Genomic DNA, 12,893 nt, shown 5'->3' on the forward strand with positions numbered 1-12,893 from the left:
AGTACCCGGACCGGGAGGCCGCTACGCGTGCGGGTCGGTCAGCTCCGGCGCCACCCCGTCGACCGTGGCCCGGCCGGCCGGCAGCCCGACCCGCTCCCGCCAGGTACGGAACGCCGCCGCGGTGGCCGCCACCACCGCCACCCCCAGCAGGCAGCCGGCGAGCACGTCGCTGGCCCAGTGCACGCCCAGCGCCACCCGGCTCAGGCAGGTCACCCCGACCAGCAGCACAGCCGCCGTCCACAGCGCCACCCGGGCCGCCGGACGACCCCGGGTGAACGGCAGGAACACCAGCAGCAGCACCCCCGCCGCGAGGGTCGCGTTCAGCGCGTGCCCGGACGGGAAGGAGTACCCGGCGGCCCGCGCCACCGGATCGAGCAACTCCGGGCGGTCCCGGCCGACGAGGAGCTTCAGCACCGCCCCCAGCGCCCCGCCGACGACCATCGTGGTGACCACCCAGAGCGCCAGCCGGCGGGCCCCGCGCCGCCACAGCCACACCACCACGACCAGCGCGGCCACCCGCAGCGGCCCCGGCGAGGCCAGGTGCGTCCACACCTTCATCACCCGCACCCACACCGGATGGTCGGCGGCGAACCGGTGCAGGGAGTCGGTGACCGCCGCGTCCAGGTCGTGCAGCGGCGGCCAGGCCCCGACCACCAGCACCGCCAGCAGCGCGAACGGCACCAGCACCAGGAACGCCGCCGCCGACGCCAGGGTCAGCCGCAACCCGAGCGAACGGTCGGGGTCCAGGCGGCGGTTCCGCCAGGACCGGCCCGACGGCGACACGGAGGTACGCGGACCGGAGGAACTCATGCGACCTGCTCTACCCAGCCGTGCCCGCGCTCAGGCCCGGTTCAGCGATCCCGCAGCCGGAACCGGCGGACCATCATCGCGACCCCGGTGACCAGGGCCGCCACGACGGCGACACCCGTCCACAGCCGACGGGGATCCTCCTCGTCGGCGCCACCGGCGGGCTGCGCCGTCCACCGGGTCTGCTGGCGGGGCGCGGTGAACCCGAGCGGGTCGCTGCCGGTCCCACCGGCGCGGGCGTCCTCGGCGGAGCCGGGGGCCGGCCCGAACCCGACCACCCCGGGGGAATCGTTGTCGTCCAGCGGGTTGTAGCCGATCAGCGGCACGTCGGCGGTGAGCGCCGCCACCGGGTCGACCAGGCCGTACCCGAACCGGTCGTCCCGGCCGACGGGCCCGATGTCCTTCGCGGTGCTCAGCAGCCGGTTCACCACGTCCCCGGCGGACATCTCCGGGTAGCGGGCGCGGACCAGGGCGGCGGTCGCCGTCACCAGCGGCGCGGCGAAGCTGGTGCCCTGCACGCCCCAGTAGTTGCTCGGCGGGCGGGCCCCGACCAGACCGGTCGCCGGCGCGGTCAGCGTGGTGGCGTGACCGGTGATCGAACCGGACCAGAGGTTCTCGCTGTCGCGTTCCAGCCCGGCCACCGCGATCACGCCCGGCTCCCGGGCCGGGTACCAGACCTTCGAGGTGGTGGACGTGGCGACGTTGCCGGTGCAGGCCACCACCACCACGTCCCTGGCGAACGCGTAGTCCAGCGCGGCGGCCAGCGCCGGGCTGTCGCCGCTGCCACCCAGGGACAGGTTGATCACCCGGGCGCCGTTGTCGACCGCCCAGCGCACCCCCCGGGCGACGATCATCGCGTCGTCGTAGCGGTTCTCGTCGTCGAGCACCCGCACGGGCAGGATGCGGGCGTCCGGCGCGAGCCCGACCACGCCCCGCCGGTCGTCGCCCCGCCCGGCGATCAGGCTGGCCACCGTGGTGCCGTGCCCCACCGGGTCCGGCTCCGCACCGCCGCCGGGGGAGACCAGGTCCATGCCGGGCAGCACCTGGCCGACCAGGTCCGGGTGGTTGCCGTCCACCCCGGAGTCGATCACCGCCACCGTGACGCCACGCCCGGTCGAGGTACGCCAGGCGGTGGCCGCGTTCAACTCGTCGAGCTGGAACTGGTCGTCACGGACCCGGTCGGCACGCGCCTGCACCGGGGCGAAGTCGGGCTCGGCCAGCGGATTGCCGGCCCGCGCCCCGACCAGGGTGGACGACGGCGGGGGCGCGGCGGACGCGGGAGGCGGGGCCGTGCCGAGCACGGTGACGGTGGTCGCCGCGACACCGAGCAGCGCCCGCCCGGCGAACCGGTGCAGCGCCGTCGGAGAGCCCTGCCGAACCCTGGTCACATCGTCAGCCATTCGTCACGTGGGACACATGCTGCTCGGAGATTACCGGTTCCGGCTGCCGACACGGCACGTTCCGGCACACCCGGATCACGGTGGCGGCAGATGTGCCAGCTGGACGAGGCGGACCCCCTCGCGTCGGGTGACCAGCCGACCACGCCCCGCCGGCAGCGGGCCGGGACGGACCGCCCCGACGAGCTGCCCCTCGTCGGGGCTGCCGCTCATCACCAGACCGGCGGTGGACAACTCCCGCAGCCGTTGCACGACCGGCTCGTACTGGGACCGGCCCGCGCCACCGCAGCGGCGGGCCAGCACCAGGTGCAGGCCGACGTCCCGGGCCTGGGGCAGGTGTTCCTCCAGCCCGCGCAGCGGGTTCGCCGGGCCACTGGCCACCAGGTCGTAGTCGTCGACCAGGATGAACAACTCCGGGCCCGACCACCAGGACCGGTCCCGCAACTGGGCCGGGGTGACCTCCGGGCCGGGCAGCCGCCCGCGCATGTAGCCGGCGACCGACTCGATCAGCTCGGTGGTGTGCGCCGCCGCCGTGCCGTACCCGATCAGGTGGTCGGTCTCGACCGTGCCGAGCAGGCTGCGCCGGTAGTCGACCAGGATCACCCGGGCCTGCTCCGGGGTGAACCGGGTGACGATGGAGGTGGCCAGCGCCCGCAGGAACGACGACTTGCCGCACTCGGCGTCGCCGAAGACCACGAAGTGCGGCTCGGCGGCGAAGTCGAGCAGCACCGGCCGCAGGTCCGCCCCGGCGATCCCGACCGGGAACGCCAGCCCGGTGCCGGCGGTGGTGTCCAGATCGGCGTACGGCAGCACCGGGGGGAGCAACCGCACCCGGGGGGCGGGCGGCCCCGACCAGGCACCCGCGACCGCCTTCACCAGATCCGCCGTCTCACCGCCGGTGAACTGCGGCAGTGCGGTGAGGAAGTGCAGGCTCTGCGCGGTGATCCCCCGCCCCGGCTGCTCCGGCACGCCGGCCGCCGCCACCCGCCTCACCACCGAGTCGGACGGGTCACCCAGGCGCAGCTCCATCCGGGACCCGAACAGGTCCCGGATGCCGGGCCGGAAGTCCAGCCAGCGCACCGCGCTCGCCACCACGTGCACCCCGTACGACAGGCCCCGGGTGGCCAGGTCGGTGACCAGGGGTTCCAGGTCGTCGTACTCGCCGCGCAGGGTGGCCCAGCCGTCGACGACGAGGAACACGTCACCGAACGGGTCGACGGGGGGCTGACCGGCGGCGGCCAGCTCCCGCCGCCGCCTGCGCCACGCCGCCATCGACTCCACGCCCAGCTCGGTGAAGCGGCGTTCCCGCTCGGCCAGCACGGTGGCGATCTCCCCGACCGTACGCCGGACCACCGTCGGGTCGGCCCGGCCGGCGACCCCGCCCACGTGCGGCAGTTCCCGCAGCGCGGTCAACCCGCCGCCGCCGAAGTCCAGGCAGTAGACCTGCGCCTCGGCCGGCGTGTGGGTGAGCGCCAGCGCGCAGACCAGCGTCCGCAACGCGTGCGACTTGCCGCTCTGCGGCGCGCCGACCACGGCCACGTGCCCGGCCGCCCCGCCCAGCGCCAGCCACAGCAGATCCCGGCGCTGCTCGTACGGCTTGTCGACCACCGCCACCGGCACCTGGAGGCCACCGTGCAGCTCCGGATTGGCGAAGCTCAGACCCCGTTCGGGGTCGACGCCGGGCGGGCCGAGCAGTTCGTCGAGGGTGGGTGCCCGGTCCAGCGGCGGCAGCCACACCTGGTGCGCCGGCGGCCCCTGCCCGGCCAACCGGCCGACCAGCGTGTCGAGCAGGCTCCCCGCCTCCTCCTCGACGGCGGGCAGGGCCACCGGGGTGGCCGGCTCGGGCACCGGCACCAGATGGGTGGAGAAGGTGAGCAGCCGGGCCGTGCCCCCGGCCCCGCCGCCGGCCGGGCCGCCCTGGCGGCGCAGCGGACCGGACACGTACGCGGCCCGGAACCGGACCAGCGGGTCGGTGCCGGCGCGCAGGTAGCCGTGCCCGGGGGAGCGGGGCAGCTCGTGCGCGTCCGGCACCCCGAGCACCGTGCGGGACTCCAGCGCCGAGAAGGTCCGCAACCCGATCCGGTACGACAGGTGGGTGTCCAGCCCGCGCAGCCGCCCCTCCTCCAGCCGCTGGCTGGCCAGCAGCAGGTGGACCCCGAGGGACCGGCCCAGCCGGCCGATCTGCACGAACAGGTCGATGAAGTCGGGCTTGGCGGAGAGCAGCTCGGAGAACTCGTCGCAGACCAGCAGCAGCGACGGCAGCGGGGCGAGCGGCGCGCCGGCCGCCCGGGCCCGCTCGTAGTCACGCAGGCTGGCGAAGTTGCCGGCCCGGCGCAGCAGCTCCTGGCGGCGCATCAGCTCACCGTTGATGGCGTCCACCATCCGGTCGACCAGCGGCAGCGCGTCGACCAGGTTGGTGATCACGGCGGCGGTGTGCGGCAGCCGCTCGAACGGGGCGAAGGTGGCCCCGCCCTTGAAGTCGACCAGGACGAAGTTGAGCTGTTCCGAGCTGTGCGTGGTGGCCAACGCCAGGACCAGGGTGCGCAGCAGCTCCGACTTGCCGGAACCGGTCGCCCCGATCAGCAGCCCGTGCGGGCCCATCCCGTCCTGCGCCGACTCCTTGAGGTCCAGCTCGACCGCGCCGCCGTCCGGGCCGACCCCGATCGGCACCCGCAGCCGGTCCCGGGGCGGGCGGGGCAGCCAGCCCTGGTCGGCGGTGAACCCCTCCGGGTCGCCGAGCCCGAGCAGTTCGGGCAGTCCGGGTTCGGCCCCGAGGGCGGCCTCGGTGCCCCGGGCGACGGCGGCGAGCCGCAGCGGGGCGAGCCGCCGGGCGAACGCCTCCGCGTCGACCACGTCCAGCCGGTCGGCGGTGCCCACCTCGGCGTGCCCCTCGGCCGACCAGGAGTGCAGCCGGCCGGCGCGGACCTCCAGCAGCAGGGCGAACCGGTCCAGCAGGCGCGGTGCCGGGGTGTCCAGGTCGAGCACGGTCACCGCGTCGATGCCGCCGTCGCCGGTCAGTTCGGTGGCGTCGGTCAGGTCACCGCCGTCGAGGAGCACCACCACGTGCGGGCCGTCGGTGGCCGGCCCGGCGGGGCTGAACCGCGACCGGCTGGCCAGCACGTCGCCGAGGAGCCGTTCCAGGTCGACGGCGGAGCTGGTGACCAGCCGGACGGGGCCGAGCGCGTCGACCCTGCTCGGGTGGTGGGCGTGCGGCAGCCACTTCACCCACTCCCAGTGCCGACGGCGTTCCGGGCCGGCGCAGACGGCGACGAGCAGCTCGTCGGGGGCGTGGAACACGGCGAGCTGGACGAGCATCGCGCGGGCCAGCGCCTGCGCGTCGGGTGACCCGGTGCCGCCCTCCGCCGTAGCCCCGCCCGGTCCGGCCGGCTGCCCTCCCCGGACGAAGACCCGGGCGAAGCTGCGCAACGACAGCGCCACCGGCAGGTCCGGCACCACCGAGTACGCGTCGAGGAACCGCCGCAGCGCCCCCGCGGTCATCGGCTCCAGTTCCTCCAGCGGCCTGGTGACCGGCGGCACCAGCGGGGTGGCCAGCGTCTGCGGCCCGACGGCGACCCGTACCACGCCGAAGTCGGGGTCGCCGGGGCGGCGTTCCCAGACCCGGTGACTGTCCACCGTGGACCAGAGCCGGCCCGGGTCGGGATGCCGGTAGTACAGCCCGGCCCGCTGCTGCCGGGCGGTCTGCCGGACCCGTCGGCGCAGCGCGGTCAGGTGCCGCAGGTACTCCCGGCGGGCGGCCATCATCTCCGACTTCCGTGGGCTGCCCGAGGCGCTGCCCCAGGAGGTCATCAGCATCGCCACCGAGGAGAGCCCGAACATCCCGCCCACCACGTACGAGTAGGCGCCGCCACCGCGACCGAACATCATCGCCATCGCCACCGTGCCGCCCAGCATCGGCAGCACCATCAGCGCCTGCTGCCAGCGCCCGCCGGTGACCACCGGAATCTCCGGCGGCCCCTCCACGGGCAGCTCGCCGACCGGGATCTCCGGCGCGGGCCGACGCGGTGGCCGCCTGATGACGACAGTGGACAAATCCACCTCCCTGTGGCGCTCGGTAACCCGAACCTGGCTCATCGTAGGTAAAGTGCGCGTCGTCCGTCAGCCGCCACCTCCCACCGATATGGAGTCCAGTCGATGACCATCGGGCTGGCCAGGGTCACCATCAGCGCACCGGGGCGACGCGTCGACGTGGCCCTGCCGGAGCAGGTCCCCCTGGCCGAGCTGCTGCCCGAGGTGCTCCGGCACGCCGGGGAGGGGCTGGCCGACGACGGCGAGCGGCACGGCGGCTGGGTGCTACGGCGTACCGACGGGGCGGTGCTGGTCACCGCGCAGCCGCTGCTGCCGCAGGGGGTACGCGACGGCGAGGTGCTGCACCTGGTGCCCGCCCACGACCAGTGGCCCGAGCTGGAGTACGACGACGTGGTCGAGGCCATCGCCGACGGCGCGCGTCGCCGGGGCGCGGCCTGGTCGCCGACGACGACCCGGGCGGCCGTGCTGGTCGGCGCGGCCGTCCCGCTCGCCGTGGGGCTGCTCGCCGTGCTGGCCGCCGGGCCGGGACAGCCCGCCGCCTGGCCCGCCGCGGGCGCGGTGGCGCTGCTGCTCACCCTCGCCGGCACCACCGCCTCCCGGGCGTACGGCGACGGCCCGACCGGGGCCACCCTCGGCGGCTACGCCCTGCCGTACGCCGCCGCGGCCGGCGCGCTCGCGGTCAGCTCGGGCGACCCGGTGGGGGCGTTCCGGCCACTGCCCTGGCTCGGCGCGCCCGAGCTGCTCGCCGGTGCGGTGGCGCTGCTCCTGGCCGCCGTGCTGGGCCTGCTCGGCGTCGCCACCCGGCTGCGGGTCTTCGTGGCCGGCGCGACGGCCGGCGTGGTGGGCGCGTGCGCCGGTCTGGGCGGGCTGCTGCTCGGCCCGGCCGGCACCGCCGCCGTGCTGCTCTGCGTGCTGGTCTTCGTGCTCGGGGCGCTGCCGCTGCTGGCCATCCGGCTGGGCAAGGTGCCGCTACCGCCGATCACCCTGCCGGCCGGCCCGACGGGTGGCCCGGACGGGATGCGGGACCTGCCGGACCGGGCCCGGGTGCACGCGGCGGTGGCCCGCAGCGAGGAGATGCTGACCGGGATGCTGCTCGGGCACGCGGTCGCGGTGGTGGCCGCCGTGCTGGTGCTCGCCGCCGAGGGTGGGTCCGCCGGGCGGGTGCTGGTGGCCGTCGGCGCGGGGGTGCTGCTGCTGCGGTCCCGGTTGTTCGTGGCCGTCCGGCACCGGGTGCCCCCGGTCACGGCCGGGCTGGCCGGGTTCGCGGTGCTCGGGGCGACGCTCGCCGGCCGCCCCGGTGCTGCCGGGCTGCTGGTGTTGAGCGGGGGCGGGCTGCTCGTCGCCCTGCTCGCCGTCGCCGCCGGTACGACGTACGCCCGGCGGCCGGTCTCGCCGTACCTCGGTCGGGTGGCCGACCTGACCGACACCGCGCTGGTGGTGGCGGTGGTCCCGGTGGCCTGCGCGGTGCTGGACCTCTACGACGCGGCCCGGGGCCTGCTGGGTTGACCGCCGTCGGCCGGGACCTGCGGCCGGTCGCGCGACGACGAAGGCCCGGACCGTCCGGTCCGGGCCGCTCGCGGAAAGCCGGTCAGTGCGGGGTGCCGCCCTGCGCCTCGGCGTCCCGGGCCCGCTGGTAGGACGCCAGCACCTCGGCCTCGGCCTCGACCCGGCCGACCCAGGTCGCCCCCTCGACCGACTTGCCCGGTTCGAGGTCCTTGTAGACCTCGAAGAAGTGCTGGATCTCCAGCCGGTCGAACTCGCCCAGGTGGTGGATGTCGCGCAGGTGCTCCTGACGAGGGTCCTCGTAGGGGACGCAGAGGACCTTGTCGTCGCCGCCCTTCTCGTCGGTCATCCGGAACATGCCGATGGTGCGGCAGCGGATCAGGCACCCCGGGAAGGTCGGCTCGGGCACCAGCACCAACGCGTCCAGCGGGTCGCCGTCCTCGCCGAGGGTGCCCTCGATGAAGCCGTAGTCGGCCGGGTACTGGGTCGACGTGAACAGGGTGCGGTCCAGTCGGATCCGGCCCGTCGCGTGGTCCACCTCGTACTTGTTTCGGTGACCCTTCGGGATCTCAACCGTGACGTCGAAATCCATCTTCCACGCTCCCTCGTCTGCCCACGCTGGCTGAACGGAACCACTGACGCCCCGGTGCGGATGAATGGCCACCCGTCGGCTCCGGACGCCGCATAGTCTTCGGACCGAAGTAGTGTCACCCAGGCGAGTTCGGCGGCGGGAGGAGGGGGTCGTGGGGAGGGAAGATTCACACTACCGCCCGGAGGGGGTTGACGGCCGGGGATCGGGCCGGTCCGTGACCGGCGGTGCCACCGGTCGGGTCTCGGTGCCCGACGCGAACGTCCCCCGTCGCCCCGAGTCGACGCCCGAACCGCCGGCCACCGGTCGGGCCGGTGAGCACCCGCCACCGCCGGCCTGGCGTCCGCCGTCCGCGACCACCGCCCGGCCGGCCGTCGGGTCCGCCCCGGTGTCGCCCCCGTTCCCCCCGTCCGGTGCCGCGCCGGCCGCCCCGGCGTCCGGCTCCGCGTCGGTCCCCCCGCACCGGGGCGCGGCCACGGTCACCCCCCAGCCGGGCGTGGCGTCGCCGCCGGCCCGTCCGGAGCCGTCGGAGCGTCCGGGTTCCACGCCGCCCGCCGCGCCGCCGGACGGTGGCGGCCCGCCGCCGTCCGGCGGCGCGCCGCGCCGACGTCGGCGATGGGTGCCGGTGATGCTGGTCGTCGTGTTGCTGGTGGGTCTCGCCGGAGCGGCGGCGGTGCTCCGGCCGGGCCCGGTCGCCGGCTGGCTGGGCGGGGCGGAGAGCACCCCGTCGGCCGCCGCGCGGCCGCCCGAACCCGACCCGTCCCCGGTGCTCGCCGGCCCCGACGCCGGCGCACCGGAGCCGACCGCCGCCGGGGTACGCGCCGCGGTGGAGCCGCTGACCACCGCCGCCGCCCTGGGCAGCCGGGTCAACCTGTCGGTGGCCGACGTGGTCACCGGCGAATCGCTGTACGCCAAGGGCGGCGACGACGCCACCGTGCCCGCCTCGGTCACCAAGCTCGCCACCGGGGTCACCGTGCTGGAGGCGCGGGGTCCCGGCTACCGGATCGCCACCCGGGCGGTGGCCGGGGCGAACCCCGGCGAGGTGGTGCTGGTCGGCGGTGGCGACCCGACGCTGGCCGTGGACAAATCCGGCTTCTATCCCGGCGCGGCCCGCCTCGACGCGCTCGCCACGCAGGTCAAGCAGGCCCTCGGCGGCACCACACCGACCCGGGTGGTGGTCGACTCCACGCTCTTCCCCGGCCCGGTCCACGGTCCCGGCTGGGACGCGGACATCCCGACCGGCGGGTTCGGCGCGTCGATCACCGCGTTGATGACCGACGGGGCACGCCGGGACCCGGTGGGGGCCAAGAAGGCTTTCGTCGACAGCCACGGCGCGGCCGAGCGGTACGCCGAACCCGACCTGGCCGCCGGCCGCTCCTTCGCCCGGCTGCTCGGCCTGCCCCAGGACGGGGTGGTCCGGGGTACCGCCCCGGCGGCCGGTGGCACGGCGGCGACCGGTGCGCCCGCGCCCGGAACCGAACTGGGCAAGGTCGAGTCGCTGCCGATGGTCCGACTGGTCGACATCATGATCACCGACAGTGACAACGTGATCGCCGAGGCGCTGGCCCGCCAGGTCGCCCTGGCCCGTAACCAGCAGGCGTCCTTCGCCGGTGGCGCGGCGGCGATGGACGAGGTGATCGGCGAGCTGGGACTGCCGGCCGACGAGATCAGCCTCGCCGACGGCAGCGGACTGTCCCGGAGCAACCGGATCAGCCCCTCGCTGCTGACCGACCTGATCGCGGTGGCCGGCAACGGCACCCACCCGGAGCTGACCGCGATCTTCGGCGGCCTCCCGGTGGCCGCCTGGTCGGGCACCCTCGGCGGCCGTTACGAGTCGACGGAGACGGCCGCCGGGGCCGGTGTGGTCCGGGCCAAGACCGGCACCCTGACCGGGGTGCACGCGATCGCCGGCCTGGTCACCACCCGCGACGGCCGGCTGCTCACCTTCGCCGTGCTCACCGACCGGGCCCCGGCCGGTGACCCCGAGGTGACCCGGGCTGCACTGGACCGGATCGCCGGCGCGCTGGCCGGCTGCGGCTGCCGCTGAGCGGCGGCACCCGACCTGCCCCGCCGGGTGCGGCCCTGCCCGGGCCGCCCCGTCGGTGGGGCGGGTCCGGGCCGGCCGCCGGCGGCCGGGACGCGGGCAACCGGCCGGGGTGTCGCGGCGCGGGTACGGTGGGTGGCATGGCGCAGTTCGTGGACTGGGATCTGGCCGCCGCCACCGCTGGGGCGCTGAGCAAGTCGGGCCCCCGCGTGTCGTACGCGGAGGCGACCGGGGTGGTCGGCGATCTGCGCCGGCTCACCGACGAGGCGGCCGGGCACGTCGCCGACTACACGGGGCTGCGCCCGCAGGTCAGCCATCCGCCGGTGCGGGTGGTGGACCGGCGGGACTGGGCGGCCACCAACATCGCCGGCCTGCGTGAGGTGATCACGCCACTGGTGAGCCGGCTCTCCGGCGACAAGCCGCCCGGCGCGCTCACCGAGGCCGTCGGCTCCCGGCTCACCGGGGTGCAGGCCGGCACCGTGCTGGCGTACCTCTCCGGCCGGGTGCTCGGCCAGTACGAGGTCTTCTCGGCCGATCCGGGGCAACTGCTGCTGGTCGCGCCGAACATCGTCGAGGTGGAACGCAAGCTCGGCGCCGACCCGCGTGACTTCCGGCTCTGGGTGTGCCTGCACGAGGTCACCCACCGCACCCAGTTCACCGCCGTGCCGTGGATGCGGGCGTACTTCCTCGGTGAGGTGCAGGCGTTCGTGGACGCCTCGCAGGGCACCGAGCACCTGGTCGAGCGCCTGCGCCGGGGGGTGTCCACCCTCTCCGACGCGGTCCGCGACCCGGACAGCCGCACCAGCGTGCTGGACATCGTGCAGACCCCGGCGCAGCGGGCCGTGCTGGACCGGCTCACCGCGCTGATGACCCTGCTCGAGGGGCACGCCGAGTTCGTGATGGACGGCGTCGGCCCGCAGGTCATCCCCAGCGTGGAGCGGATCCGGGCGGGGTTCAACCGCCGCCGCGAGGCGGGCAACCCGCTGGAGAAGGCGATCCGCCGGCTGCTCGGCGTGGACGTCAAGATGCGCCAGTACGCCGAGGGCCGCAAGTTCGTGCACGGCGTGGTCGAGCAGGTCGGCATGCCCGGCTTCAACAAGATCTTCGGTTCGCCGCTGACCCTGCCCCGGCTCGACGAGCTGGGTGACCCGGCCGCCTGGGTGGCCCGGGTGCACGGCCCGGCCGGCGCCACCCCGACCGCCGGCTGACCCGGTGGCCGGCCGGCCCACCCCCGCCGACCCGGTGACCGGGCCGCCCCCTGCCGCCCCGTCGACCGGTCCCGCCGTGGAGAAACCGGCCGGGCCCGCACCCCGTTCCGCCGACCAGGCCGGGCCCGGAGCCCGTTCCGCCGACCCGGCCGGGGCCGGACCCCGGATCGCCGACCTGCCGGTCGGGCTCCGCGCCGCCGAGCCGGCCGCAGTCGGGCGGCACGGCGTCGGTGTCTCTCCCAGGCCGTCCCCCGATCCGGCGGTGGCCGCGGTCCGGGTCGCGGTCCGTCGGGCGCTGGCCGGGTTGCCTCCCACCGGGCCGGTGCTGGTGGCCTGCTCGGGTGGGGCGGACTCGCTGGCCCTCGCCGCCGCCACCGCCTTCGTGGCGTCCCGGCTCGGTCGACCGGCCGGTCTGGTGACCGTCGACCACGGGTTGCAGGCCGGGTCGGCCGAGCGGGCCACCGCCGTCGCGGAATGGGCGGGTCGGGTCGGCTTCGATCCGGTCGAGGCGGTGCCGGTGACGGTGGCCGGCCGTCCCGGTGGCCCCGAGGCGGCCGCCCGGCAGGCCCGATACCAGGCGTTGACGGCGGCGGCCCGGCGGCACGACGCGGTCGCCGTCCTGCTCGGGCACACCCGCGACGACCAGGCCGAGACGGTGTTGCTGGCGCTCGCCCGGGGGGCCGGCCCGCGCGGGCTGGCCGGGATGCCCGCCCGACGGGAGCTGCAAGGGGTACCGCTGCTGCGCCCACTGCTCGACGTCAGCCGGGCGCAGACCCGCGACGCGTGCGCGGCGCTCGGCCTGACCCCCTGGCAGGACCCGCACAACACCGACCCGTCGTACGCCCGGGCCCGGGTCCGCGCCGACGCGTTGCCGGCACTGGTCGCCGCGCTCGGCGACGGGGTGGTGGACAACCTGGCGCGTACCGCCCGGCTGCTCGCCGCCGACACCGCCGCGCTGGACGACCTGGCCGCCGCCGCCCTGGGCGCCCCGCAGCCCCGGCCCGACCGGGTGGCCGTCGACCGGCCCGTGCGTGACGGTGGGGGCCTGTCCGTCGTGGCGCTGGCCGGGTTGCCGGGTGCGGTCCGCAGCCGGGTGCTGCACGCCTGGGCGCGGGAGTTGGGGGCCCCGCCGGGTGCGCTCTCGCACCGGCACGTGGACGCGCTGGACGCGCTGGTCACCGCCTGGCGGGGGCAGGGTGCGACGGCGCTGCCGGGCGGGGTACGTGTCGGCCGCCGGGACGGCCGGCTGGTGCCCGTCGACTGAGCACACCCGGCCGTGGGTGCGCCGCCGAACGCGT

8 protein-coding genes are annotated in these 12,893 nt (G+C 76.3%); 4 read left to right on the plus strand and 4 right to left on the minus strand.

Annotated features, from left to right (window positions below; translation table 11 throughout):
- Positions 1-21: 21 nt before the first annotated feature.
- The 3 genes from B5D80_RS11660 to eccCa form a co-directional block, all read right to left on the minus strand.
- The gene (locus B5D80_RS11660) at positions 22-810 is read right to left on the minus strand and encodes a phosphatase PAP2 family protein (protein ID WP_088643852.1); all 789 of its coding nucleotides are present in this window, start codon (positions 808-810) and stop codon (positions 22-24) included.
- Between the two features lie 41 nt (positions 811-851).
- Positions 852-2,207: a type VII secretion-associated serine protease mycosin gene (gene mycP, locus B5D80_RS11665; protein ID WP_088643853.1), complete on the minus strand. Its 1,356-nt coding sequence runs from the start codon at positions 2,205-2,207 to the stop codon at positions 852-854.
- Between the two features lie 75 nt (positions 2,208-2,282).
- Positions 2,283-6,254: a type VII secretion protein EccCa gene (gene eccCa, locus B5D80_RS11670; RefSeq protein WP_088643854.1), complete on the minus strand. Its 3,972-nt coding sequence runs from the start codon at positions 6,252-6,254 to the stop codon at positions 2,283-2,285.
- 102 nt (positions 6,255-6,356) lie between these two features.
- On the opposite strand from eccCa, the gene eccD reads away from it, so the two are divergent.
- Positions 6,357-7,757 (plus strand): type VII secretion integral membrane protein EccD, encoded by a 1,401-nt coding sequence (eccD, locus tag B5D80_RS11675; protein WP_088643855.1) that lies wholly within the window; start codon positions 6,357-6,359, stop codon positions 7,755-7,757.
- An 82-nt stretch (positions 7,758-7,839) separates the two neighbouring features.
- Here the strand turns inward: eccD and B5D80_RS11680 are convergent, their stop codons facing one another.
- A complete protein-coding gene (locus tag B5D80_RS11680) occupies positions 7,840-8,346 on the minus strand; it encodes an inorganic diphosphatase (RefSeq protein ID WP_088643856.1) in 507 nt (168 codons plus the stop codon).
- Between the two features lie 625 nt (positions 8,347-8,971).
- Here B5D80_RS11680 and dacB point away from each other — a divergent pair.
- The 3 genes from dacB (at position 8,972) to tilS (ending at position 12,859) form a co-directional block, all read left to right on the plus strand.
- The gene (gene dacB, locus B5D80_RS11685; protein WP_245854479.1) at positions 8,972-10,390 is read left to right on the plus strand and encodes a D-alanyl-D-alanine carboxypeptidase/D-alanyl-D-alanine endopeptidase; all 1,419 of its coding nucleotides are present in this window, start codon (positions 8,972-8,974) and stop codon (positions 10,388-10,390) included.
- Between the two features lie 137 nt (positions 10,391-10,527).
- A complete protein-coding gene (locus B5D80_RS11690; protein WP_088643858.1) occupies positions 10,528-11,595 on the plus strand; it encodes a zinc-dependent metalloprotease in 1,068 nt (355 codons plus the stop codon).
- Between the two features lie 262 nt (positions 11,596-11,857).
- Positions 11,858-12,859 (plus strand): tRNA lysidine(34) synthetase TilS, encoded by a 1,002-nt coding sequence (gene tilS, locus B5D80_RS11695; protein WP_245854480.1) that lies wholly within the window; start codon positions 11,858-11,860, stop codon positions 12,857-12,859.
- Positions 12,860-12,893: the final 34 nt, after the last annotated feature.

This window comes from Micromonospora wenchangensis, assembly GCF_002210435.1.
Classification (GTDB): domain Bacteria; phylum Actinomycetota; class Actinomycetes; order Mycobacteriales; family Micromonosporaceae; genus Micromonospora; species Micromonospora wenchangensis.

Excerpts from the sequence above, each read along its gene's own strand:
- eccD (WP_088643855.1), top strand. The coding sequence starts at position 6,357 with ATGACCATCGGGCTGGCCAGGGTCACCATCAGCGCACCGGGGCGACGC.
- B5D80_RS11690 (WP_088643858.1), top strand. The coding sequence starts at position 10,528 with ATGGCGCAGTTCGTGGACTGGGATCTGGCCGCCGCCACCGCTGGGGCG.
- B5D80_RS11680 (WP_088643856.1), bottom strand. The coding sequence starts at position 8,346 with ATGGATTTCGACGTCACGGTTGAGATCCCGAAGGGTCACCGAAACAAG.
- dacB (WP_245854479.1), top strand. The coding sequence starts at position 8,972 with ATGCTGGTCGTCGTGTTGCTGGTGGGTCTCGCCGGAGCGGCGGCGGTG.
- B5D80_RS11660 (WP_088643852.1), bottom strand. The coding sequence starts at position 810 with ATGAGTTCCTCCGGTCCGCGTACCTCCGTGTCGCCGTCGGGCCGGTCC.
- mycP (WP_088643853.1), bottom strand. The coding sequence starts at position 2,207 with ATGGCTGACGATGTGACCAGGGTTCGGCAGGGCTCTCCGACGGCGCTG.